23 protein-coding genes are annotated in these 23,190 nt (G+C 70.7%); 12 read left to right on the top strand and 11 right to left on the bottom strand.

Annotation, left to right across the window (positions count from 1 at the left end; translation table 11 throughout):
- Window positions 1-4 precede the first annotated feature (4 nt).
- Window positions 5-1,168, top strand: coding sequence for a beta-eliminating lyase-related protein (locus tag ABZ833_RS31210; RefSeq protein WP_361053388.1), 1,164 nt, complete (start codon window positions 5-7; stop codon window positions 1,166-1,168).
- On the opposite strand, the gene ABZ833_RS31205 is transcribed toward ABZ833_RS31210, so the two are convergent.
- Complete coding sequence (locus ABZ833_RS31205; RefSeq protein WP_361053385.1) at window positions 1,125-1,385, bottom strand: hypothetical protein; 261 nt, start codon at window positions 1,383-1,385, stop codon at window positions 1,125-1,127. The two genes, ABZ833_RS31210 and ABZ833_RS31205, sit on opposite strands and share 44 nt — an antisense overlap.
- A gap of 254 nt (window positions 1,386-1,639) precedes the next feature.
- On the opposite strand from ABZ833_RS31205, the gene ABZ833_RS31200 reads away from it, so the two are divergent.
- Window positions 1,640-2,752: a DUF5937 family protein gene (locus tag ABZ833_RS31200; protein WP_361053530.1), complete on the top strand. Its 1,113-nt coding sequence runs from the start codon at window positions 1,640-1,642 to the stop codon at window positions 2,750-2,752.
- Window positions 2,753-2,821: 69 nt separating this feature from the next.
- On the opposite strand, the gene ABZ833_RS31195 is transcribed toward ABZ833_RS31200, so the two are convergent.
- A complete protein-coding gene (locus ABZ833_RS31195; RefSeq protein ID WP_361053382.1) occupies window positions 2,822-3,496 on the bottom strand; it encodes a response regulator transcription factor in 675 nt (224 codons plus the stop codon).
- A gap of 118 nt (window positions 3,497-3,614) precedes the next feature.
- The gene (locus ABZ833_RS31190; RefSeq protein ID WP_361053379.1) at window positions 3,615-4,817 is read right to left on the bottom strand and encodes a sensor histidine kinase; all 1,203 of its coding nucleotides are present in this window, start codon (window positions 4,815-4,817) and stop codon (window positions 3,615-3,617) included.
- A gap of 162 nt (window positions 4,818-4,979) precedes the next feature.
- Here ABZ833_RS31190 and ABZ833_RS31185 point away from each other — a divergent pair, with 162 nt between their 5' ends.
- Entirely contained in the window at window positions 4,980-5,951 is a 972-nt protein-coding gene (locus ABZ833_RS31185) for an SAM-dependent methyltransferase (RefSeq protein ID WP_361053527.1), read from the top strand.
- Here the strand turns inward: ABZ833_RS31185 and ABZ833_RS31180 are convergent.
- Window positions 5,916-7,067 carry an NADH-quinone oxidoreductase subunit D gene (locus ABZ833_RS31180; RefSeq protein ID WP_361053376.1) on the bottom strand — a complete coding sequence of 384 codons (1,152 nt, stop codon included), beginning with the start codon at window positions 7,065-7,067 and terminating at the stop codon, window positions 5,916-5,918. The genes ABZ833_RS31185 and ABZ833_RS31180 overlap by 36 nt on opposite strands.
- A gap of 63 nt (window positions 7,068-7,130) precedes the next feature.
- On the opposite strand from ABZ833_RS31180, the gene ABZ833_RS31175 reads away from it, so the two are divergent.
- Entirely contained in the window at window positions 7,131-7,649 is a 519-nt protein-coding gene (locus ABZ833_RS31175) for a PH domain-containing protein (RefSeq protein WP_361053373.1), read from the top strand.
- Complete coding sequence (locus ABZ833_RS31170) at window positions 7,646-8,989, top strand: PH domain-containing protein (protein ID WP_361053370.1); 1,344 nt, start codon at window positions 7,646-7,648, stop codon at window positions 8,987-8,989. The genes ABZ833_RS31175 and ABZ833_RS31170 overlap by 4 nt, the downstream gene beginning before the upstream one ends.
- 98 nt (window positions 8,990-9,087) lie before the next feature.
- Here the strand turns inward: ABZ833_RS31170 and ABZ833_RS31165 are convergent, their stop codons facing one another.
- The 4 genes from ABZ833_RS31165 to ABZ833_RS31150 form a co-directional block, all read right to left on the bottom strand.
- A complete protein-coding gene (locus ABZ833_RS31165; RefSeq protein ID WP_361053367.1) occupies window positions 9,088-10,086 on the bottom strand; it encodes a hypothetical protein in 999 nt (332 codons plus the stop codon).
- 153 nt (window positions 10,087-10,239) lie between these two features.
- Window positions 10,240-11,214, bottom strand: a complete 975-nt coding sequence (locus ABZ833_RS31160) for an ABC transporter substrate-binding protein (RefSeq protein WP_249588609.1) — start codon at window positions 11,212-11,214, stop codon at window positions 10,240-10,242.
- A 71-nt stretch (window positions 11,215-11,285) separates the two neighbouring features.
- Window positions 11,286-11,966, bottom strand: a complete 681-nt coding sequence (locus ABZ833_RS31155) for an ABC transporter permease (protein WP_249588610.1) — start codon at window positions 11,964-11,966, stop codon at window positions 11,286-11,288.
- On the bottom strand, window positions 11,963-12,691 hold the full coding sequence (locus ABZ833_RS31150) for an ABC transporter permease (protein ID WP_361053363.1): 729 nt from the start codon (window positions 12,689-12,691) through the stop codon (window positions 11,963-11,965). The genes ABZ833_RS31155 and ABZ833_RS31150 overlap by 4 nt, the downstream gene beginning before the upstream one ends.
- Window positions 12,692-12,824: 133 nt before the next feature.
- Between ABZ833_RS31150 and ABZ833_RS31145 the strand changes: the two genes are divergently transcribed.
- Window positions 12,825-13,982: a betaine/proline/choline family ABC transporter ATP-binding protein gene (locus tag ABZ833_RS31145; RefSeq protein ID WP_361053360.1), complete on the top strand. Its 1,158-nt coding sequence runs from the start codon at window positions 12,825-12,827 to the stop codon at window positions 13,980-13,982.
- 4 nt (window positions 13,983-13,986) lie between these two features.
- On the opposite strand, the gene ABZ833_RS31140 is transcribed toward ABZ833_RS31145, so the two are convergent.
- Window positions 13,987-15,105: an alpha/beta hydrolase-fold protein gene (locus tag ABZ833_RS31140; protein ID WP_361053357.1), complete on the bottom strand. Its 1,119-nt coding sequence runs from the start codon at window positions 15,103-15,105 to the stop codon at window positions 13,987-13,989.
- Between the two features lie 292 nt (window positions 15,106-15,397).
- Between ABZ833_RS31140 and ABZ833_RS31135 the strand changes: the two genes are divergently transcribed.
- The 6 genes from ABZ833_RS31135 to ABZ833_RS31110 all read left to right on the top strand — a co-directional run bounded on the left by ABZ833_RS31135 (window position 15,398) and on the right by ABZ833_RS31110 (window position 20,264).
- A complete protein-coding gene (locus ABZ833_RS31135; RefSeq protein ID WP_361053354.1) occupies window positions 15,398-17,161 on the top strand; it encodes a phosphatidylglycerol lysyltransferase domain-containing protein in 1,764 nt (587 codons plus the stop codon).
- A 30-nt stretch (window positions 17,162-17,191) separates the two neighbouring features.
- Complete coding sequence (folP, locus tag ABZ833_RS31130; RefSeq protein ID WP_361053351.1) at window positions 17,192-18,064, top strand: dihydropteroate synthase; 873 nt, start codon at window positions 17,192-17,194, stop codon at window positions 18,062-18,064.
- Window positions 18,061-18,597: a nuclear transport factor 2 family protein gene (locus ABZ833_RS31125; RefSeq protein ID WP_361053348.1), complete on the top strand. Its 537-nt coding sequence runs from the start codon at window positions 18,061-18,063 to the stop codon at window positions 18,595-18,597. The genes folP and ABZ833_RS31125 overlap by 4 nt, the downstream gene beginning before the upstream one ends.
- A 133-nt stretch (window positions 18,598-18,730) precedes the next feature.
- Window positions 18,731-19,090: a dihydroneopterin aldolase gene (gene folB, locus ABZ833_RS31120; RefSeq protein ID WP_160506392.1), complete on the top strand. Its 360-nt coding sequence runs from the start codon at window positions 18,731-18,733 to the stop codon at window positions 19,088-19,090.
- Complete coding sequence (gene folK, locus ABZ833_RS31115) at window positions 19,087-19,698, top strand: 2-amino-4-hydroxy-6-hydroxymethyldihydropteridine diphosphokinase (protein ID WP_361053344.1); 612 nt, start codon at window positions 19,087-19,089, stop codon at window positions 19,696-19,698. The genes folB and folK overlap by 4 nt, the downstream gene beginning before the upstream one ends.
- A 74-nt stretch (window positions 19,699-19,772) precedes the next feature.
- The gene (locus tag ABZ833_RS31110; RefSeq protein WP_249588618.1) at window positions 19,773-20,264 is read left to right on the top strand and encodes a DUF3180 domain-containing protein; all 492 of its coding nucleotides are present in this window, start codon (window positions 19,773-19,775) and stop codon (window positions 20,262-20,264) included.
- Window positions 20,265-20,317: 53 nt separating this feature from the next.
- Here the strand turns inward: ABZ833_RS31110 and folE are convergent, their stop codons facing one another.
- Window positions 20,318-20,923 carry a GTP cyclohydrolase I FolE gene (gene folE / locus ABZ833_RS31105; RefSeq protein ID WP_249588619.1) on the bottom strand — a complete coding sequence of 202 codons (606 nt, stop codon included), beginning with the start codon at window positions 20,921-20,923 and terminating at the stop codon, window positions 20,318-20,320.
- Between the two features lie 125 nt (window positions 20,924-21,048).
- Entirely contained in the window at window positions 21,049-23,073 is a 2,025-nt protein-coding gene (gene ftsH, locus ABZ833_RS31100) for an ATP-dependent zinc metalloprotease FtsH (protein ID WP_249588620.1), read from the bottom strand.
- Window positions 23,074-23,190 lie beyond the last annotated feature (117 nt).

The following is a 23,190-nucleotide window of genomic DNA, read 5'->3' as shown; positions in this document are numbered from 1 at the left end:
GGGAATGACTTCACACGACGAGGAGACCGAGGTGAGCGATCAGGACCTGCTCGCCGCCCGCCGCCGGGCCGCCGCCCTCGGCGCCACCCGGTCCCTGCACCGCTGGTCCGCGCACCTGCCGCTCACCGCACGGCTCTCGGCACTCGCTGACGCGGCCGCCGAGGTCGTGGGCCCGGACGAGCCGGTCGACATCTACGGCAACGCGGTCGTCGCCCGCCTGGAGGACGAGGTCGCGCGGCTGCTCGGCAAGGAGGCGGCCGCCTTCTTCCCCAGCGGCACGATGGCCCAGCAGGTCGCCCTGCGCTGCTGGGCGGGCCGCACGGGCAACGCGACCGTGGCCCTGCACCCGAAGGCCCACCCCGAGGTCCACGAAGGGGGCGCGCTCTTTGCGGTGAGCGGCTTGCGCACCGTGCATCCGACGCGGGAGCCGCGGCTGCCCACGGCCGAGGAAGTGCGGGACTTCGAGGAGCCCTTCGGGACGCTGATGCTCGAACTGCCGCTCCGGGACGCCGGTTTCGTCCTGCCGTCCTGGGAGGAGCTCGAAGAGGTCGTGGAGGCGGCCCGCGAACGCGACGCCGTCGTGCACTTCGACGGTGCGCGCCTGTGGGAGTGCACACCGCACTTCGGCCGCTCCCTCGCGGAGATCGCCGGGCTCGCGGACACCGTGTACGTGTCGTTCTACAAGTCCCTCGACGGCCTGAGCGGCGCGGTCCTCGCGGGCCCGCGCACCCTGGTCGACGAGGCGAGGACCTGGCGGCACCGCTACGGCGGCCAGATCTTCCAGCAGTTCCCGGCCGCCGTGTCCGCCCTGCTCGGCCTGAAGAACACGCTCCCGCGGCTGCCGGACCACGTGGCGCACGCGCGCGTGGTCGCCGACGCGCTGCGCGAAGGGTTCGCGGCCGCCGGGGTGCCCTGGTCGCGCGTGCACCCCGAGCAGCCGCACACCCATCAGTTCCAGGTCTGGCTGCCGTACGACTCCGAGGTCCTGACCGAGGCGGCGCTCGGGCAGGCGGAGGAGACCAAGACCCAGCTGTTCGGCCGCTGGTTCGCCGACGGGCCGCCCGGCCTCTCGGTCACGGAGGTCACCGTGACCGAGGCGGGCCTGGAGTGGACGCCCGGCGACGTCAATGATGCGGTCGCGGAGTTCGTGCGACGGATCCCCGGCTGACGGAGCCCCGGCCGGCGGAGCCCGCGCGGGCGATCCTGGCCAGGGCGGCGCGGATCCGTCCGTGGGCGGGGCGTTCCTCGACGACGGCACGGAAGCGTCCGTAGTCGCGCACCTCGCGGATGACCTGCCAGTCCTGCTGACCGGGGGCCGGCGGGGTCCGCTCGTCGTGCTGGGCGGCGCGGTAGCTGTCGAGCAGGTACTGCTGGGTGATGCTCATGATGGGTCGCCTCTCAAGACAAATAGTACTTATCGGGCACCCCTGGGTCGACGGGAACCAGAGTCGGCGCAGGGGTTGGTCGTCGTGGTTCCGGTCCGGCGGCGACGCTGCCGTGCGGCCCGGTCTTCACGAGCCGTGTGCGGCCCGGTCACCACAGACTGCGCCCGCCGTCACGCTGCCGTCGCGCCGATTGACGCCGGTCGTCAATCGGCGGCCGGGATGTCGGTGGCGCGGTGCACGATGGGTCCATGAGCGTGCACATCGAGATCGCAGGCCTGCCGCAGGAGCGGATCTTCTTCGACCCTTCGCCCCTGGCGGAGCTGGGCGTCGCGCTGCACGCGCTGGCCGAGCCCGGACACCATCCGGGGCTGCACGGCTGGGCCACCGCGACCACCGCCTGCCTCAAGCCGGACCTCGCCGACCGGCTGTGCGAGGCGGACTTCCTGTGGCGGAACACGTTCTCGGACGTGTTCATGCCGTTCGCGGGGCTCGTCGACGGCGACGGCAGGCCGGGGGCGACGCTCGCCGATGAGCTCGACCTCCTCGACCGCCTGGACGACGAGCGATTCGTCATGGCCGCCCTGGAGTTCACCTGCGGCACGACGTACAACGAAGGCGGTCCCTCGCCGCTCACCGACCCCGTCCGCGGCGCCCGCGCCCTGGAGCTCGCCGCCACGCGCGGCACCCGGCAACTGGACTTCGCCGAGCGCCTCCTGACCGACCCGCACACCGTCCGGGCCTGGCTGCGCCGCCTCCTTGAAGACTGCGACGAGGCGTTCTTCGCCGACACCTGGCGGCGGGTGCGCGTCCAACTGGCCGCCGACGCCCGGCACAAGACGGAGATACTGCGCCGCAAGGGCCTGGCCGAGGTCCTCACCTCGGTGTCGGCGGCGCTCTCCGTGGACGCGGACAGCCGCCGCATCACCGCGGACAAGCTGGTGCCCGGCACCACGACGGCCATGGACCACACCCTGGGCGCGGGACTCACGTTCGTGCCCTCGCACTTCGCCTGGCCGCACCTGATGGTCCTGCACGCCCCGGGCTGGCGCCCGGTGATCCACTACCCCGTGTCCGCCCCGGACCTGGCCAAGCCCACCTCCGTGGAGACCCTGGAGCGGCGGCTCACGGCCCTCGCGCACCCGGTGCGCCTGCGGCTGTGCCGCGACATGGCCCGCGCGCCCTTCAGCACCGGCGAGCTGGCCCACGCGACCGGGCTCACGGCTCCGGAGGTCTCCCGGCACCTCACGCTCCTCAAGAAGGCGGGCCTGGTCACCACGGTGCGCCGCGGCCGGTACGTGATGCACCAGCTGGACGTCACCGTGGTCGCCCGCCTGGGCAGCGACTTCCTGGAGGGCATCCTGCGCTGACCCCGAGAGACAGCGCGGCCGGTCACCGAGAGGCAGCGCGGCCGTGCCCCCCGTGCGGCAGCGCGGCCGTCAGGCGCCCCCGCCGCCCGCCCGCACCAGACCCGTCTCGTACGCCAGGACCACCACCTGCACCCGGTCCCGCAGGCCGAGCTTGGTCAGGATGCGGCCCACGTGGGTCTTCACCGTGGCCTCCGACAGGACGAGCCGCGCCGCGATCTCCCCGTTCGAGAGCCCCTGGGCGACCAGGATCATGACCTCGCGCTCGCGGTCCGTGAGCCGCTCGAGCTCCTTGTGCTGCGGCTGCCCGCCCGCGTTCGGCAGCATCGGCGCGAAGCGGTCGAGAAGGCGCCGCGTCGTGGACGGCGCGACCACCGCGTCACCGCTGTGCACCGAGCGGATCGCGGCGAGCAGCTCCCCCGGGGGCACGTCCTTCAGCATGAAGCCGGACGCGCCCGCCTTCAGCCCCGAGAAGGCGTACTCGTCGAGATCGAAGGTCGTCAGGATCAGCACCTTCGGCGGGTTCTCGTCCTGGCAGATGCGCCGGGTCGTCTCCACGCCGTCCAGTTTCGGCATGCGTACGTCCATCAGCACCACGTCGACCTCGGTCGTCCGCAGCGCCTGAAGCGCCTCGACCCCGTCGCCCGCCTCGGCGACTACGTCCATGTCCGGCTGTGCGGCGAGCACCATCCGGAACCCCGTGCGCAGCAGCGCCTGGTCGTCGACGAGCATGACGCGGATCGACATCAAAGGCCCTTTCGTGGAGGTGTTCTTGAGCGACGGATGTGTTCATGAGCATCGGATGTGTTCATGAGCGTACGGATGCGGTCGTGAGCGTATGGCGCGGACGTTTCGGTGACAGGTGTCAGCTTGCGGGCTTGAGCGGGAGAAGCGCACTGATGCGGAAGCCTCCGCCCGGCCGCGGCCCCGCGTCGAGCGTGCCGCCGACCATGCCGACGCGCTCGCGCATGCCGATCAGGCCGTGCCCGCTGCCGTCGGCGCCGCCGTCCTCGTACAGCTCGTGCGGCGCGCCCTTGCCGTCGTCCTCGACAAGGAGACCCAGGCCGTCGTCGAAGTAGACGAGGCGCACGCTCGCGCCGGTGTTCTCACCGCCGTGCTTGCGGGTGTTGGTGAGCGCCTCCTGCACGATGCGGTACGCCGTGAGCTCCACGCCGCTCGGCAGCGGGCGCGGGGTGCCCTCGACCTTGAAGTCGACCGGGAGACCGGCCGTGCGCACCTGCTCGATGAGCTCGTCGAGCTGCTCGACATCGGGCTGCGGGACGTACTCGCCGCTCTCCTGGTGCTCGCCCGTGCGCAGCACGCCGAGCAGCCTGCGCATCTCGGCGAGCGCCTGGCGCCCGGTGCCCGAGATGGTCTCCAGGGCCTGCTTGGCCTGCTCGGGGGCCTGGTCGAGGACGTACGCGGCGCCGTCCGCCTGGACGACCATCACCGAGACGTTGTGCGCGACGACGTCGTGCAGCTCGCGTGCGATGCGGGCCCGCTCGGCCGCCACCGCGACCTTGGACTGCGCCGCCCGCTCCTTCTCCAGGCGGTCGGCGCGCTCCTCCAGCTGCGCGAAGTAGGCGCGGCGGGTGCGGATGGAGTCGCCGAGCACCCAGGCGAGGGCGAAGGGCACCATCTGGAAGATCGCGAAGAAGATGCTGCCGAAGGTGCTTATGCTCTCCTCCGGCCAGCGCAGCGACGACAGCGGTGCCGCGCACAGGCCGCCTGTCAGGGCGAACCGCGAGGCCCACTTGGTGCCGTCGGCCGACGCGGTGTAGATGATCACCAGCATGGCGAAGTCGGCCGGCATCGTCTTGACGTCGAAGATCAGCTGGGCGACGCCGAGGACCGCGGCGAGGACCAGCATCTTCTCGGTGTACTTGCGGCGCAGCGCCACCACGACGGACATGCCGACGACGACGACGGCGGCCGGGACCGCCGGGTCATGGCCTTCCGCGTCGGCCATGGTGACGAGGCCAATCCCGGAGACCCCGAGCAGGACGAGGGCCCAGAAGCCATCGACCCCGGTCGGGTGTCTGCGGAGGAAGTCATAGACGCGCTGCACGTAACCCAGCGTAGGCAGCGCGACGGCCCTCCGGGGTCAACCGGAGGTCCGATCCGTACCCCTCGCATGTACTCCCCAAGGTGGAGGCCCGCTTAGCCTTCTCGCGTGACGAACGAGGTCCGGGACGAGCGGCAGGACGTGCGGCGTGGCTGGCGGAAGGCCATGGAGACCGCGCTGTACGGGCCTGAGGGCTTCTATCTGCGCCCCGAAGGGCCCGCGGGGCACTTCCGGACGTCGGTGCACGCCTCGCCGCTCTTCGCGGGCGCGGTGGCCCGGCTCCTGTGCCGCGTGGACGAGGCGCTCGACCACCCGGACGAGTTGGCATTCGTCGACCTCGGCGCGGGCCGGGGCGAGTTGACCGCGGGCGTCCTGGCCGCGCTGCCCCCTGACGTGGCGGCACGCGCGCGTGCCTGTGCGGTCGAGCGGGCCGACCGGCCCGCCGGGCTCGACCCGCGCATCGAGTGGTGCGCCCGTCCGCCCGCCGGCGTCACCGGCCTGCTCTTCGCCAACGAATGGCTGGACAACGTCCCCCTGGAGATCGCCGAGGTGGCCCCCGACGGCTCGGTGCGCCGCGTTCTCGTACGCGACGACGGCACCGAATCGCTCGGCGGGACGGTCGAGGGCGCGGACGCCTCCTGGCTCGCGCGCTGGTGGCCGCTCGCCCCGGAGCCGGGCCTGCGCGCGGAGATCGGCCTCCCCAGGGACGAGGCATGGGCGGCGGCCGCGGCGACGCTGACCCGCGGCCTCGCGGTCGCGGTCGACTACGCGCACGACCGCGCGGGAAGGCCGCCCTTCGGCACGCTGACCGGCTTTCGCGCGGGCCGCGAGACGGCGCCCGTGCCGGACGGCACCTGCGACATCACGGCCCATGTGGCACTCGACGCGTGCGCGCTGCCGGGAGCCTCCCTGCTCACCCAGCGGGCGGCCCTGCACGCCCTGGGGGTGAGCGGTGGCCGCCCGCCGCTGTCCCTGGCCTCCACCGACCCGGCCGCGTACGTACGGGCCCTCGCGCAGGCGGGAGAGGCGGCGGAGCTCACCGCGGCCGGCGGGCTCGGCGACTTCGGGTGGCTCGCCCAGCCGGTCGGCATCACGGACCCGCTACTTGTCGATGTCGCCGACGACGAAGAACAGTGACCCCAGGATCGCCACCATGTCGGCGACGAGCTGGCCGGGCAGCAGTTCGGCGAGGGCCTGGATGTTGTTGTACGACGCCGAGCGGAGCTTCAGGCGGTACGGCGTCTTCTCGCCCTTGGAGACCAGGTAGTAGCCGTTGATGCCCAGGGGGTTCTCGGTCCACGCGTACGTGTGGCCCTCGGGAGCCTTGAGCACCTTCGGGAGGCGCTGGTTGACCGGCCCCTGCGGCAGCTCGGCGAGCCGCTCCAGGCAGGCGTCGGCGAGGTCGAGGGCGTTGTGGGTCTGCTCCAGGAGCACCTCGAAGCGGGCCAGGCAGTCGCCCTCCTGACGCGTGACGACCTTCAGGGTGTCCTGGAGCTCCCCGTACGCGAGGTACGGCTCGTCACGGCGCAGGTCGAAGTCGACTCCGGAGGCACGGGCGATGGGACCGCTCACTCCGTAGGCGTGCACCGCCTCCGGGGACAGCACTCCGACGCCGCGCGTACGCCCCCGGAAGATCTCGTTGCCGAGGACCAGCTTGTCGTACACGTCCATGCGGGAGCGGACCGACGCGACAGCCGCACGCGCGCGTGCGGCCCATCCCGCGGGCAGGTCCTCCTTGAGGCCGCCGACGCGGTTGAACATGTAGTGCATGCGGCCGCCGGAGATCTCCTCCATCACGTTCTGGAGCTCCTCGCGCTCCCGGAACGCGTGGAACACCGGGGTGATTCCGCCCAGTTCGAGCGGATACGAGCCGAGGAACATCAGGTGGTTGAGGACGCGGTTCAGCTCGGCGAGGAGCGTGCGCATCCAGACGGCGCGCTCGGGCACCTCCATGCCGAGCATCCGCTCCACGGCATGGACGACGCCGAGTTCGTTCGAGAACGCGGACAGCCAGTCGTGCCGGTTGGCGAGCACCACGATCTGCCGGTAGTCACGCGCCTCGAAGAGCTTCTCCGCGCCGCGGTGCATATAGCCGATGACCGGTTCCGCCTGCTGGATCCGCTCGCCGTCGAGGACGAGGCGCAGCCGCAGCACGCCGTGCGTGGACGGGTGCTGGGGGCCGATGTTGAGCACCATGTCGGTGCTCTCCGCGGCGCCGCCGATGCCGAGCGTGGTCTCCGTCGTGGGGCTCATGCGCGCATTCTCTCGTACGCGCGCTCCTACGCGACTGTCACGTCGGCTACGTACGCTTGAGGCATGGAAACGGGGACGGCACAGCCGGCACGGCCGGCGGAGCCGGGAAAGTCAGCGGCGGAGCCGGAGTGGACCGGGCTGCCACGGGACCTGCTGAGAATGCGGCGGCTGCTCCTGGTGGTGTGGCTGGTGCCGATCGCGGTGGCGCTCGGCGTGCTCCTGGGGATGTTCGCGGGCCCCGCATGGGCGTCCTTCGCGGCGCTGCTCCTCGCCCTCGTGGCGTGGGGCTGGCCGATGCTGGGGCGCAACTGGCGCTCCTGGCGGTACGCGGAGCGGGCCGACGACCTCCTGATCAGCCGGGGCGTGCTCTGGCGCGAGGAGACGATCGTCCCGTACGGCCGGATGCAGCTCGTCGAGGTGACATCGGGGCCCGTGGAGCGGCACTTCGGCCTGGCCAGCGTGCAGCTGCACACGGCGGCGGCGGCCACGGACGCCCGCATCCCCGGCCTCATCCCCGAGGAGGCCGAGCGCCTGCGCGACCGGCTCACCGAGCTGGGCGAGGCCCGCTCGGCGGGGCTGTGAGCGGCGTACGCGAGGTGACGGGGGAAGAACGCACCCCGGGCGCCGATGACGTACGAGAGCGGCGCCTGCACCCCGTCACGCCCCTGCGCCGCGCCTGGGCCCCGGTCGCGGTCCTGGTGGGCTTCGCGGTGCACGACCCGAGCGGCACGCAGCGGCGGGCCTCCGAGCTCCCCGTGACCCAACTCCTCGCCGGGATCGCCGTCGTCCTCCTGGGCGGCGCCCTCTACGGCTTCATGAGCTGGTGGTTCACGCACTTCGCCGTCACCGACACCGAACTGCGCATCCGCACCGGCCTGGTCTTCCGGCGCACCGCCCACATCCGGCTCGACCGGCTCCAGGCCGTGGACGTGACGCAGCCGCTCGCGGCCCGCATCGTGGGCGTCGCCAAGCTCAAGCTGGATGTCGTCGGGGCGGAGAAGAAGGACGAACTGGCCTATCTGGGCCAGGAGGACGCCTCCGTCCTGCGGGCCGAACTCCTCGCGCGGGCGGCCGGTTTCGCGCCTGAGACGGCCCGCGAGGTCGGTGAGGCGCCGGTCAACAACCTGGTGCACGTACAGCCGCGCATGCTCGCGATCTCCCTGGTCCTGACCGGCACGACGTGGGGCATGCTCGTCGCCACGCTCATCGTGCCGCCCTTCCTGTGGTTCGCCACGCACAACCTGTGGACGGTTCTCGCGACCGGACTTCCCATGCTGGGCGGCGCGTTCGCCAGCAGTGTGGGGCGCTTCATCGGGGAGTACGACTGGAAGGTGGGCGAGTCCCCGGACGGCCTGCGCATCGACCACGGGCTGCTCGACAAGGCGCACGAGACGGTGCCTCCGGGGCGGGTGCAGACGGTGCGCGTCGTGGAGCCGTGGCTGTGGCGGCGGCGCGGCTGGGTGCGGGTGGAGCTGGACGTGGCGGGCTCGTCCAACGGCGTCCTGGTCCCGGTCGCGCCGCGGGAGGTCGCGGAGTCCGTGATCGCGCGGATCCTGCCGGGCGTGCGGGTACCGGCCGCGGCCGAGCTGATCCGCCCTCCCGCGCGGGCGGCGTGGTGCCTTCCGGTGTGGTGGAAGGGGTACGGCCTGACGGTGACGGACACGGTGTTCGCCGCGCGGCACGGTCTGCTGCGCCGCCGCCTGTCCCTGGTGCCGCACGCGAAGGTGCAGAGCGTACGGCTCACGCAGGGGCCCTGGGAGCGGTTCAAGGGCGTGGCGGACGTACAGGTGGACACGGGGGCGAACAAGACGGTGACGGCGCGGCTGCGCCCCGCCGACGAGGCGGCCGCGCTGCTGTCCGCGCAGGCCGAGAGGTCGCGTACGGGGCGCAGGACGGCGCGGCCTGACCGGTGGATGGCGTGAGGGACCGCTGCTCGGGAGCCTTGCGTGCCGTCATCACCGGCTCCGCCGAGTTCGTCCTCGAACGCCGGACGGGCTGGACATAGCCCCGTAGGTACCGCTTACGCCCGCAGCGCCGTCCGCAGCTCAGCCACATCGATCTGCTCGGTCTCGTCATGCGCCGTCAGGTCGATGACCTGGCCCACGGCACGGTCCGAGCCCTCCGCGGGGGCCTTGAACTCCGCCTCGGCCTCGGCCTTGTGCACGGCGAGTGCCTCCTCGCCCACCACGTCCGCGAGGTCCACGTTCTGTACGGACTCCAGCGCCCCGGCGGTCGCCTCGCTCTTCGTGCCGAAGAAGTCGAAGCCTCCCTGGACGGCCTTGCGGCGCCTCAGCGCGGGCGGCGCGACGGCGACCGCGCGCTCATGCCCGCCGTACCCCTCGGCCGCCCCGGGCTTCCCCCGCGCTTCGTCCCCGTCCGCGGGCTGCCGGGAAGCCGCGCCCTCGGGGGAAGGCTTCGGTGTCAGCCGGTCGAGCGCCGCGTTCGCCCGTTCGTACATCGACGGAGGCGCGATCGACCCCGGGCGCACGACGGGAGCCGGTGCCTCGGCGCGGGCCGCGGGCTCCGGACGGACCGGGGCAGGCGGCAGTGCCCGCGCCGGAGCGGACGCCTCGATGGCAAGGAGCCGCCGCCCCTCAAGCGCGCTCGCCCGCTCGGTCTCCGCCGTCGCGTACCGCCGCAGCAGCGCCGCGTGTTCGTTCCGCAGGGCGGCAAGCTCGGCCCGCTTGGAGCGGAGCTTGGTCTCCAGGCGGCCCCGGATCTCACGGGACTCGTCGAGGTCGGACTCGCACTCGGCTATGCGTTCCTCGTAGCGCCACTCGTCGCTCTTGCGGGCGCGTCCCAGCTCGGCGACCTGTTTGCCCGCCGCGAGGTCCCAGCGGCGCATGACGACCGAGCCCACGACGGCCGCCGCGGCAGCGGCGGCGGCGAGGCCGCGGAGCACGACGGGTTCCGCGAACAGCCAGGCGCCGCCGGCGCAGACAAGAGAGAGGCCTGCGACCGTCGAGGGAGGAAGCAGCCTGTGAAGGGGTGGGGAATGGCGGTGACGTCCACGTGGCATGGCCAGAAACTTACCGCGCGTAGGCGAACTCTGGTGCCCCGCCCGCCAAAATGACATCGCCATAGTGCCGACTCCCCACCCTTCCCGCTCTTCTTCGGTCGCTCAACTCCAGTTTCGGCCGAGCGACTTCGAGGATGCCCTCCTTCTACCGCGCTACTTCTTGATCAATCCCTTCGACTCCAGATACTCCCTGGCGACATCGGCTTCCTTCTGCCGCTCCACATCGACCTTCCGGTCGAGTTCCGCGAGATCTTCCGTCGTCAGCGCCTTGGTCAGCTTCCCCAGCGCGTCGGCTATCTCCTTGTCGCCCGCATCCTTCGCGTTCACAACCGGAAGGATGTTGTCCGCATTCTGCAGCTTCTTGTCGTCCTCAAGGGCGACAAGACCGAAGCTGTCGAGCGTCGCGTCGGTGGTCGTGGTCAGCACCACCTGGTCCGTGCCGTTCTTGACGGCCTGCTTGGACTGCGTGGTGCCGACACCCTTGGGATCGATTCCCGCGACATCGATGCCGTACGTCTTCTTCAGGCCCGGAGCGCAGAACGGCCGCGACTCGCATTCGTCACTCGCGGCGATCTTGACCTTCTCGCCGGACTTACCGAGATCCGAAAGCGTCTTGAGCTTGTGCTCCTTCGCGTATTCCTTGCTCACCGCGAACGCGTTCTGGTCGACCGCATCGCCGACCGGAAGCACCTTCAGGCCCCGCGGTTCGGCGAGCTTCTTCAGCGCGGTGACCGTGGCGTCGACATCATTCGACGCGACCGGCTTCGCCTTCGGGCCGTTCTTGCCGAGGTTGAGGAACTCCGCGAGCGTGGCCGCGTATTCGGGAGCGACATCGATCGCGCCCTTCTTCAGCTCGGGTTCGTAGACCTCGCGGTTCTGGACGGTCTTGACCTCGGCGTCGTACCCGGCGTCCTCGAGGACTCCCACGTAGAGCTCGGCGAGCACCTTCTGCTCGGTGAAACGGGCCGAGCCGACGACGATCTTGCCCTTGCCGCCCGCCTTGTCCCCTTCGCCCTTGCCGTCCTTCTCCAGGCTGTCCCCGCCGCACGCGGTGAGCCCCGCGGTCAGCGCCACGACGGCCACGGCCGCCCCTGCCATCCGTCGCGCGCGACGCGTTGTGCTGTTCATCGGTGAACCACCATTTCGAAAGCCCTTGGAAACACTGGAAACTGCCGCTCCGGGAAACCGCCGCCCTAACCTCACCGCGCGACCCCCGAACGCCCTCGCATGGGATTGAAGACCTTCCCCACCACGACGAGCACCACCTCCACGAAGAGCGCGAGCAGCGCCACGAGGAGCGCCCCCGCCACCACCTGGGGCGTGTTCTGCAGGTTGAACCCGGCCGTGATGATCCGGCCGAGGCCTCCTTCGCCCGCCATCGCGGCCAGCGTCGCCGTGGCGACGACCTGGACGCCCGCGGACCGCACGCCGGTCATGATCAGCGGGTACGCGAGGGGCAGCTCGACCCGCGCGAACAGCTGGCGGCCGCTCATTCCCATCCCCCGCGCGGCCTCCACCACCGCCCGGTCGACCTCCCGCATCCCGATGTACGCGTTGGTCAGCAGCGGCGGCACCGCGAACAGCACGAGCGCGATCAGCGTCGGCACGTCCCCGTGCTCGCCGAGCGGGGTGAGCGTGAGCAGCACGAGCACCGCGAGGGTCGGCACGGCACGGCCGACGTTCGAGATGTTCACGGCGAGGGCGCCGCCCTTGCCGATGTGGCCGAGGTACAGGGCGATCGGCAGCGCGATCAGGCACGCGACGGCGAGGCACACACCGCTGAAGTAGAGGTGCTCGGCGAGCCGGTGCCACACCCCCTTCTCGCCCTGCCAGTTGGCACCCGTGGTCAGCCAGTCGTACGCGCCGGTTATCGCGTTCATGCAGGTTCAGCCACCTTGGCCGTGCGTTCCGCGCGGGCGGGACGGTTCGTGCGTATGCGGTGGACGCGCGTCCACGGCGTGAGCCACCGCTGGAGGGCGAGCAGGAGCAGGTCGGCGACGATCGCGAGGAGCACGCAGAGCGCGGACGCGGTGAGCACCTGCGCCTTGAAGGTCGTGTCGAGGCCGTCGAGGATCAGTGACCCGAGGCCTCCGTAGTCGACGATCGCTCCTACGGTCGTCAGCGCCACCGTCGACACCGTGGTGATGCGGACGCCGGCGAGCAACGCGGGAAGCGCGAGCGGCAGTTCGACCTCCCACAGCAGCCGCAGCGGGCCGTACCCCATCCCCTTGGCCGCGTCGCGCGCCTCGTCCGGCACGGCCTGAAGGCCCGCCAGGATGTTCCGCACCAGGATCGTCAGGGAGTACAGCACGAGGCCCGTGACGACCAGCGAGGCCGAGAGCCCGAAGAAAGGCAGCAGGAGCGAGAACATCGCGAGCGAGGGCACCGTGTACAGCACGGTCGTCAGGCCGAGGATCGGGCCCGCGAGGAAGCGCCAGCGCCGGGCGAGCAGCGCGAGCGGCAGCGAGACGGCGACACCGATGGCCACCGAGGCGGCGGTGATGCCCATGTGCTGCACGGTGGCGTCGATCAACTCCTGGCTGCGGGAGCGGACGTACTCCCCGCAGATCCAGTCGTTCGTCACCAGACAGTTCTGTTCGCTCATCCCGCCCCACTCCCCCCGAGTCCGTTTCCTGAGGCCGTCTGGCGAGACCCTAACGCGGAGCACCGACAATCGCCGAGACTCGTCGTACTGGCGCAACATGGGCTTTACACAACGCCCGCAACAATGGGGAATCATGATCCGGTTCGAGCACGTCACCAAGCGGTACGAGGGCGGCACCACGGCCGTCGACGACCTGTCCTTCGAGGTCGCCGAGGGCGAACTGGTCACGCTCGTCGGCCCGTCGGGCTGCGGCAAGACGACGACGATGAAGATGGTGAACCGTCTCATCGAGCCGACCGAGGGCCGGATATACGTCGAAGGTGACGACATATCCACCATCGACCCGGTCCAACTCCGGCGCCGGATCGGCTATGTCATCCAGCAGGTCGGCCTGTTCCCGCACAAAACGGTCCTGGAGAACACGGCGACCGTCCCGCACCTGCTCGGCGTGAAGCGCGGCAAGGCCCGCGAGCGCGCCGCCGAACTCCTCGACCTGGTCGGCCTCGACCCCTCGGTCTTCGGCGACCGCTACCCCGAGCAGCTCTCCGGGGGCCAGCGCCAGCGGGTGGGCGTGGCCCGCGCGCTCGCGGCCGATCCGCCCGTGCTCCTGATGGACGAGCCGTTCGGCGCCGTCGACCCGGTGGTGCGCGAGCACCTGCAGAACGAGTTCCTCCGCCTCCAGCAGGCCGTCCGCAAGACCGTCCTCTTCGTCACGCACGACATCGAGGAGGCGGTCCGCCTGGGCGACCGCATGGCTGTCTACGGAGAGGGCCGCATCGAGCAGTTCGACACCCCGTCGACGATCCTGGGCGCACCGGCCAACGGCTACGTGGCGGACTTCGTCGGCGCGGACCGCGGCCTCAAGCGCCTCTCCGTGACGCCCATCGAGGAGGGCGACCTGGAGCAGCCGCCCGTCCTGCACCTGGACGACCCGCTGCCCGCGAAGCTCGAAGCCCGCTGGGCCGTCGTCCTGGACGGCGAGAACAACCTGCACGGCTGGATCTCCGCCGAGCACGCGCACGGCGGCCCGGGGACGGTCCGGGACCACGCGCGCCGCATGGAGGCATGGCTCCCGGTGGGCGCGACCCTGAAGCAGGCGTTCTCGACGATGCTCCAGCACGACGCGGGCTGGATCGCGGTCATCGACAAGGACAGCGAGGGCCGCTTCCTGGGCGTCCTCACCCCGGCCCGGCTGCACGAGGCGCTGCGCAGGTCGACGGCCGCGGACGCGCGCGCCATCGCGCGCGAAGAGGTCGAGCTGGAGACCATCACGGCCATCGCCGGGGACTGAGGCCCTACTTGCCGTTCAAGCGGCCGCTGATCCACTCCAGCGTGGCGGGGATCTCCCTGCGCCACGTGTTGAAGTTGTGGCCGCCGCTGTCGAGCGTGATCGACGAGACCCTGGTGGGCGCCTTCACCTTGCCGATGAACTTCTCGGTGTCCCCGTAGTTGTCCTCTCCTTGTTTGCTGGTGGTGACAAGGAGGGACGTCTTGGGCGCCGGCATGTGGTCGAGGTACCACATGAGGTCGGCGCGCTGCTCCAACTCCTTGTCGCCGTGGAAGAGATCGCCCGTCGTGACGTCGATCGGCGCCTTGTAGTAAGCGGAGAGGCCCGCCCCAGCGGCGTACACATCGGGGTGGTGCATGGCGAGCTTCAGGGCGCAGTAGCCGCCCGTGGAGTCGCCGATGACGCCCCAGCTGCCCGCGGCCTTGCCCGTCCTGTAGTGCTCGGAGATGGCCCCGGGCAGGTCCTTGGCGAAGAACGTCTCGGTCTGCGGGCCGCCGGGGACGTCCACGCACTCGGTGTCCCGCGGCGGCGCCACCGTGGGCCGCATCATGACCAGGATCATCGGCTGCATCTTGCCCTTCCTGGCCTGCTCATGGGCGGTCTGCGGATAGTGCAGGCCCTTGATCAGCGCCTGGGCGGTGCCGGGGTAGCCGGTGAGGACCACGGACACGGGGAACGTGCGGTTCTTGTACCGCGGCTGGAAGTACTCGGGCGGCAGGTAGACGTACGCGGGGCTCGCTATGTCCGCCTCCTTCCCGCTGACGACGACCTTCTGGATCTGGCCGCCGGTCGAGGGCCTGCCGCCGCCGGGCACGTTCACCGGCCGGGTGCTGCGCACGTCGACGGGGGTCTCGCCCTTGGCGGGGTCGTGGTCGACGACGACACCGGGGCTCGTCTCCTGGCCGAAGAGATCTGCCCACGTGGCGTAGAAGCCGAACGCCTGGTTGGCGGCGAGGCCGACCGAGGCGAAGACCGCCAGCTGGGTGGCGATGAGCAGCCCGACACGGCCGATGATGGTCCGCCAGGACTGGCGGGCCAGGCGCGGCCAGAACCAGACCGTGCCGATGAACAGCACGACGGCGAGGAGCACCGCCAACGCGATGACCTTGTTGCTCGTCAGACCCATGGGGTGTTCTGCCTGCGCTTTCTGGCTGTTCCGTCGTTCTTTTCCAGCGGTTTTCCGGTCGGGGAGTGAACCCGAGTCCCAGAAGGACCGTCCTAGAGGGCGCAATGTCGCCGGATGCCGTTTTGGTGCCGGAATCGAGCTCTCTCGCAAAGAACCACGGGATGCGATGTCTGTCAGGATAGATGCGGAAATGTCGGGTGGGGTTCCGGACAGTGAGGGCAGTCGCCCCGAGGGTCGGCGCCGTACCGGCGGGTTCCGTGGCGGCAGACTCCGTGACAGCAGAATCGGCCGGATGTTCCGCGGCCCCCGCCCGGAGGCCGTACCCACACTCGTCGCCCGCGCCTGCACCCTCGTCGGCCTGCTGAATGTAGCCGCAGGCGTCTTCCCCCGTTTCCGGCACAGCCGCATGCACGCGATCGCCGAGGTCCTGCCCGGCGCTCTCGGCCCCTTCGCCGCCGCGCTCGCGCTCAGCTCGGGCGTCCTGTTGCTGCTGCTCGCGCACGGCCTGCGCCGCCACAAGCGGCGGGCCTGGCGGGCCGCCGTGGTGCTGCTCCCGGCCGGTGCCGTGGCGCAGTTCGCCTACCGGCACTCGGTCATCGGCGTACTGATCTCGCTCGCGCTCCTGGCGCTGCTGCTGCGCCACCGGGGTGAGTTCGCCGCGCTGCCCGACCCGCGCAGCCGCTGGCGGGCGCTCGCCAACTTCGTGCTCCTCGGGGCCGGTTCCATCGTGCTCGGCCTGGTGATCGTCAGCGTCCACCCCGGCAAGGTCATCGGGGACCCCAGCATCACGGACCGCCTCGCCCACGTCCTGTACGGCCTGTTCGGCTTCGAGGGCCCGGTCGACTACTACGGACGCACGTCCTGGACGGTCGCCTACTCCCTCGGGGCACTCGGACTGCTCACCGCGATCACCACCATCTACCTGGCCTTCCGCCCCGAACACCCGGCCGCGCGCCTCACCGAGGACGACGAGACGAAGCTGCGCGCCCTGCTCGACAAGCACGGCGCCCGCGACTCGCTCGGCCACTTCGCGCTCCGCCGCGACAAGGGCGCCGTCTTCTCCCCCAGCGGCAAGGCGGCGGTCACCTACCGCGTCGTCTCCGGAGTGATGCTCGCCAGCGGCGACCCGATCGGCGACGTGGAGGCCTGGCCCGGCGCGATCGAGCGCTTCATGGACGAGGCGAAGGCCCACTCCTGGACGCCCGCGGTCATGGGCTGCTCCGAGACGGGCGGCGAGGTCTGGACCCGCGAGACCGGCCTGGACGCCCTCGAACTGGGCGACGAGGCGGTGGTGGATGTCGTGGATTTCTCCCTGTCCGGGCGTGCGATGCGCAACGTACGCCAGATGGTCAAGCGGATCGAGCGGGGTGGCTACGAGACGCGCGTACGGCGCGTGCGTGACCTCGGGGAGCGTGAGCTGGAGCGGATACAGCGCGCCGCCGACGACTGGCGCGGCACCGACACCGAACGCGGCTTCTCCATGGCGCTCGGCCGCATCGGCGACCCGGAGGACGGCGACTGCCTGATCGCGACCGCCCACAAGGCCGATGACGAACCGGGCCCCTACGGAGACCTCAAGGCGGTCCTCCACTTCGTCCCCTGGGGCATGGACGGCGTCTCCCTGGACCTCATGCGCCGCGACCGCGCGGCCGACCCCGGCATGAACGAGCTGCTCATCGTGGCCGCCCTGCAGGCCGCACCGAAGCTCGGCATCGCCCGTGTCTCGCTCAACTTCGCGATGTTCCGCGCGGCCCTCGCACGCGGCGAGAAGATCGGCGCGGGCCCGGTCCTGCGCGCCTGGAGGGGCCTGCTCGTCTTCCTCTCCCGCTGGTTCCAGATCGAGTCCCTGTACAAGTTCAACGCGAAGTTCCGCCCCCGCTGGGAGCCCCGCTTCGTGGTCTACCGCTCCTCCAAGGACCTCCCCCGCATCGGCATCGCGGCCATGCAGGCCGAGGGCTTCGTCACCCTCGCCCTGCCCCGATTCCTGCGCCGGGGGCCCGCACAGCGCCGTCCCTGCCCGCACCGCACGGCGGAGCACGAGGTCCGGGCGGCATAGAGCCAGCCCGTACGGGCCTAGGCTGGAGGCATGAGTACGTTGCGCGGGCGGGGATCGGTCGAGGGGCTGCCGGAGTGGGGCCGCTGTGCGGTCATGGGGGTCGTGAACGTGACCCCCGACTCCTTCTCCGACGGGGGCCGCTGGTTCGACACCACGGTCGCCGTCAAGCACGGCATCGACCTGGTCGCCCAGGGCGCCGACCTGGTCGACGTGGGCGGTGAGTCGACCCGTCCCGGCGCCCCGCGCGTCGACGAGGACGAGGAGCTGCGGCGCGTCGTGCCCGTCGTGCGCGGCCTGGCGGCCGAGGGCGTCACGGTCTCCGTGGACACCATGCGGGCCACCGTCGCCGAGCAGGCGCTCGCCGCGGGCGCCGTCCTGGTGAACGACGTCAGCGGCGGCCTCGCCGACGAGCGCATGGTCCCCGCGGTCGCCGCCGCCGGTGCGCCCTTCGTGGTGATGCACTGGCGCGGCTTCCTCACCGACATGCACGCCAAGCCCGTCTACGAGGACGTGGTCTCCGAAGTCGTCGACGAGCTGCACGCGCGCGTGCAGGCCGCCATCGAGGGCGGCATCGCCCCCGAGCGCATCGTCGTCGACCCGGGCCTCGGCTTCTCCAAGGACGCCGAGCACGACCTGGCGCTCCTGGCCCGCATCGACCGTCTCCGTGAGCTCGGTCACCCGATCCTGGTCGCCGCATCCCGCAAACGTTTCCTCGGCCGCGTCCTCGCGGGCCCCGAGGGCGCGCCGCCGCCCGCCCGCGAGCGCGACGCCGCCACCGCCGCGGTCTCCGCCATCGCCGCCCACCAGGGCGCCTGGGCGGTCCGCGTGCACGAGGTGCGGGCCACCGCCGACGCCGTCCGTGTCGCGCACGCCGTGACCAGCGCGTCGGGCGGTCCACAGTGACCGGGGCCAGGACCGACGTGGAACAGGTCGAGCGCGCCAACACGGCCTTCTACGAAGCTCTGGAGCGCGGCGACTTCGACGAGCTCTCCGACCTCTGGCTGGACACGGGCACGGACGCGGCCCCGGAAGCGGATCCGGACCCCGACGGCCGGGACGACGAGGACATCGCGGACGACGGCGACGAAGCCCCGATCTCCTGCGTCCACCCCGGCTGGCCGGTCCTCACGGGCCGCGGCGAGGTCCTCAGGTCGTACGCGCTGATCATGGCGAACACCGAGTACATCCAGTTCTTCCTGACCGATGTGCACGTCGGGGTCGCCGGTGACACCGCCCTGGTGACCTGCACGGAGAACATCCTCAGCGGCGGCCCGCCGCCCGAGGCGGGCGGTGAACTCGGCCCGCTCGTCGGCCAGCTCGTGGTCGCCACCAATGTGTTCCGGCGCACGGACGACGGATGGAAGCTCTGGTCGCACCACGCCTCACCCGTACTCGCCGAATCCGACGACGAAGAGGGCGAGGACTCACCCTCCTGAGTGGGTAGGGGCGGTTCCAGGAGCCCCCGCGAGCAAGACCTGTCAGTGCTCGCAGGTAGATTCGATCGAGGCTGGTGTGCCGACCGCACTCGGTGCAGGCCTGCCGATAACGACGATTGCAGGAGTGATTCGCGTGGATCGTGTCGCGCTGCGCGGCCTCAAGGCCCGTGGGCACCACGGTGTCTTTCCTCGGGAACGCGAAGAGGGCCAGACCTTCATCGTGGACCTGGTCCTTGGCCTGGACACCCGTGCGGCCGCCGCCGACGACGACCTGGCGAAGACCGTGCACTACGGCGTCGTGGCCGAGGAGGTGGTGGCCGCCGTCGAGGGCGACCCCGTGGACCTCATCGAGACCCTCGCCGAGCGCATCGCCCAGACGTGTCTGAAGCACGAAGGAGTCCTGGAGGTCGAGGTGTGCGTCCACAAACCGGACGCCCCGATCACCGTCCCCTTCGACGACGTGACCGTCACCATCACCCGGAGCCGAGTATGACCGCGTTTTCCACGCAAGGGCAGAGCGACCCGACCGTCCAGCCGGTGCCCACCGCCGTGGTGGCACAGGTCGACGCCGCCGACACCACCCTCTCCAACCCCAAACGCGCCGTGATCTCCCTCGGCAGCAATCTCGGCAACCGCCTGGAGACGCTGCAGGGCGCCATCGACGCCCTGGAGGACACCCCCGGCCTGCGCGTCAAGGCCGTCTCTCCGGTGTACGAGACGGAGCCCTGGGGCGTCGAGCCGGACAGCCAGCCGTCGTACTTCAACGCGGTGGTCGTGGTGAAGACGACCCTGCCGCCCTCCTCGCTCCTGGAGCGGGCACACGCGGTCGAGGAAGCCTTCCACCGCGTGCGGGACGAGCGCTGGGCCGCCCGCACGATCGACGTCGACATCGTGGCGTACGCGGACGTCGTCTCGGACGACCCGGTCCTCACGCTCCCCCACCCGCGCGCGCACGAGCGTGCCTTCGTCCTGGCCCCCTGGCACGACGTGGAGCCCGAGGCGCAGCTGGCGGGACGCGGCCCGGTCGCCGAGCTGCTCTCCCAGGTCACCCGCGAGGGCGTCACGCCCCGTGTCGACCTGGAACTCCGCCTGCCCGAGTAATCGTTAGGGTCTATCGGACCCGCACGACGCCGAGAAGCGGATCCGTACGACGATGAAGCGATGAAGGGTCATCCGTGAAGCAGCTGCGCATCAGGACACTCGCCGGCCTCTTCGTGGTGGCCGGGGTGCTGTCCTGGGCGGGCGCCCGCCTGTGGGACTCCGTCGGCACACTGCCGCGGGTCCCGCTGGCCGCGCCCATCGTGCTCGCGGTGATCGCCGCGGTGCTGCTTGCCACGGCGCTCTCGCTCCGCTCCCGGCTGCGCGCCCAGCGCGAGCGCCGCCCCGGGGCGAAGGGCGTCGAGCCGATGATGGCCGCACGCGCGGTCGTCTTCGGCCAGGCGAGCGCCCTGGTCGCCGCCCTCGTCGCCGGAATGTACGGCGGCACGGGCGCCTTCCTCCTGGAGTACCTGGACGTCCCGTCCCGCCGGGACCAGGCGATCTACGCCGGTCTCTCCCTCGTGGCAGGCATCGCGGTGATAGCGGCCGCCTTCTTCCTGGAGCGGGTCTGCAAGCTCCCGGAGGACGAGGACGACCAGCACGGCGGTACGGCGGCCCCGGCCGCGTAACGCCCTGCCGCCGCACCCGGCAGTCGGCAGTCGGCCACCAGCGCCGACAGCGCCTAGCGCGCCATGATCAGGCTCATCGCCTCGTTGCGCGTCGCGGGGTCCCGCAGCTGCCCGCGCACCGCCGACGTGATCGTCTTGGCGCCCGGCTTGCGCACCCCTCGCATGGTCATGCACATGTGCTCGCACTCGACGACCACGATGACGCCGCGCGGCTCCAGGATCTCCATCAGGGAGTCCGCGACCTGCGTGGTCAGCCGCTCCTGGACCTGCGGACGGCGCGCGTAGACGTCCACGAGGCGAGCGAGCTTGGACAGGCCGGTGATCTTGCCGTCGGACGACGGGATGTAACCGACGTGCGCGACACCGTGGAAGGGCACCAGATGGTGCTCACAGGAGCTCTGCACCTCGATGTCCTTCACCAGGACCATCTCGTCGTGGCCGAGATCGAACGTCGTCGTCAGGACGTCCTCCGCCTTCAGCCACAGTCCGCCGAATATCTCCTTGTACGCGCGCGCCACGCGCCCAGGCGTCTCCCGCAGGCCCTCGCGGTCCGGGTCCTCGCCGACCGCGATCAGCAGCTCGCGCACGGCATTCTCGGCTCGCTTCTCGTCGAACTCGCCGATCGTGCCCTCGCCGTCCAGCGTCACGGGGTCGGTCATGTGTGCCTCGTTCCTAGCGTTCCACGCATCAGTGCGTCTGTGCGTACGAAAAAACTGCGCCCCCCAGGCTAGAACCAGGGGGGCGCAGCTTCCATTCCGGGCCTGTTGAGGCTGCCGGGGACGGGTCAGCTCTCGGGGCGATCCTTCTTGGTCACCTCGACGGGCGTGTCCGTCGGACCGGCGGTCACCGCGGGCGTCGTGCCGTTCGCACCGTTCGTCAGTGACAGCTCCCGGGGGGAGAGCACCGGCGGGCGGGTCGAGGGCGTGCGCCGCGAGGAACCGGTCCACGCCGGGCGGGCCGGGCGCTTCACGATGCCTGCGAAGACCTCGGCGATCTGCTCCTTGTTCAGGGTCTCCTTCTCGAGGAGCTGGAGGACCAGGTTGTCGAGAACGTCGCGGTTCTCGACGAGGATCTCCCAGGCCTCGTTGTGCGCGGTCTCGATGAGCTTCTTGACCTCTTCGTCGACCAGCGCCGCGACCTCTTCCGAGTAGTCGCGCGGATGACCCATCTCGCGGCCGAGGAACGGCTCGGTGTTGTCGCCACCGAACTTGATCGCGCCGAGCCGCTCGGTCATGCCGTACTGCGTGACCATGGCACGTGCGGTCGCCGTGGCCTTCTCGATGTCGTTCGCCGCGCCCGTCGTCGGGTCGTGGAAGACGAGCTCCTCGGCCGCGCGCCCGCCCAGCATGTACGCGAGCTGGTCGAGCATTTCGTTGCGCGTGGTCGAGTACTTGTCCTCTTCGGGCAGGACCATGGTGTAACCCAGGGCCCGTCCGCGCGACAGGATCGTGATCTTGTGGACCGGGTCCGAGTTCGGAGACGCCGCCGCGACCAGGGCGTGTCCGCCCTCGTGGTACGCGGTGATCTTCTTCTCCTTGTCGGACATGATCCGCGTCCGCTTCTGCGGACCCGCCACGACGCGGTCGATCGCCTCGTCCAGTGCGTGGTTGTCGATCAGCTTCTTGTCGCCGCGCGCCGTGAGGAGCGCCGCTTCGTTCAGCACGTTCGACAGGTCGGCACCGGTGAAGCCCGGCGTACGCCGGGAGACCGCGCCCAGGTCGACGTCCGGGGCGACCGGCTTGCCCTTCTGGTGAACCTTGAGGATCTCCAGACGGCCCTGCATGTCCGGGCGGTCGACCGCGATCTGACGGTCGAAACGGCCGGGGCGCAGGAGTGCCGGGTCGAGGATGTCGGGGCGGTTCGTGGCGGCGATCAGGATGACGCCGCCCTTCACGTCGAAGCCGTCCATCTCGACGAGCAGCTGGTTCAGCGTCTGCTCGCGCTCGTCGTGACCGCCGCCCATACCGGCACCGCGGTGCCGGCCGACGGCGTCGATCTCGTCGACGAAGACGATCGCCGGGGCGTTCGCCTTGGCCTGCTCGAAGAGGTCACGCACTCGCGAGGCACCGACACCGACGAACATCTCGACGAAGTCGGAACCGGAGATCGAGTAGAAGGGGACGCCGGCCTCACCCGCGACAGCACGCGCGAGGAGCGTCTTGCCCGTACCGGGCGGCCCGTACAGGAGCACGCCCTTGGGGATCTTGGCCCCGACGGCCTGGAACTTCGCCGGCTCCTGGAGGAACTCCTTGATCTCGTGGAGTTCCTCGACGGCCTCGTCCGAACCGGCCACATCGGAGAACGTCGTCTTCGGGGTGTCCTTGGTGATCAGCTTGGCCTTGGACTTCCCGAACTGCATGACCCGGGAGCCGCCGCCCTGCATCTGATTCATCAGGAACAGGAAGACAACGACGATGAGTACGAAGGGGAGCAGGGAGAGCAGGATGCCGACGAACGGGTTCTGCTTCGACTCCGAGACGGTGTAACCGTCCGGGATCTTCTTGTCCTCGAACTTCTCCTGCAAGGTGTTGGCGATGGCGACGCCCTGGTCGCCGATGTAGCTCGCCTGGATCTTGCTGCTGTCCTTGACCTTCTGGCCGTCCTTGAGCTCGACCTTGATGGTCCGCTCGTCACCGGTGGTGAGCTTGGCAGATTCGACCTTGTCGTCGTTGATCGCCTGCACAACCTGGCCGGTGTCCACCGTCTTGTAGCCGCCGGACGAACCGACGACCTGCATCAACACGACCACGGCAAGGACGGCCAGCACGATCCACATGACTGGCCCACGGAAGTATCGCTTCACGTCCATCCATACGGAGCGATGACGCCCCGTCCCTCCTGCCATAGTGAGTTTGATAAAGACTGTTCTTCGGACGGTACCCCAGCATTGTCACCCGAAGCCGCACGGGACGGCTGACAAACCCGT

The organism is Streptomyces sp. NPDC047525 (assembly GCF_040643025.1).
GTDB lineage: Bacteria > Actinomycetota > Actinomycetes > Streptomycetales > Streptomycetaceae > Streptomyces > Streptomyces durmitorensis.
The sequence above is the reverse complement of the archived record's forward strand: the minus strand, read 5'-3'. Positions and strand labels throughout refer to the sequence as shown.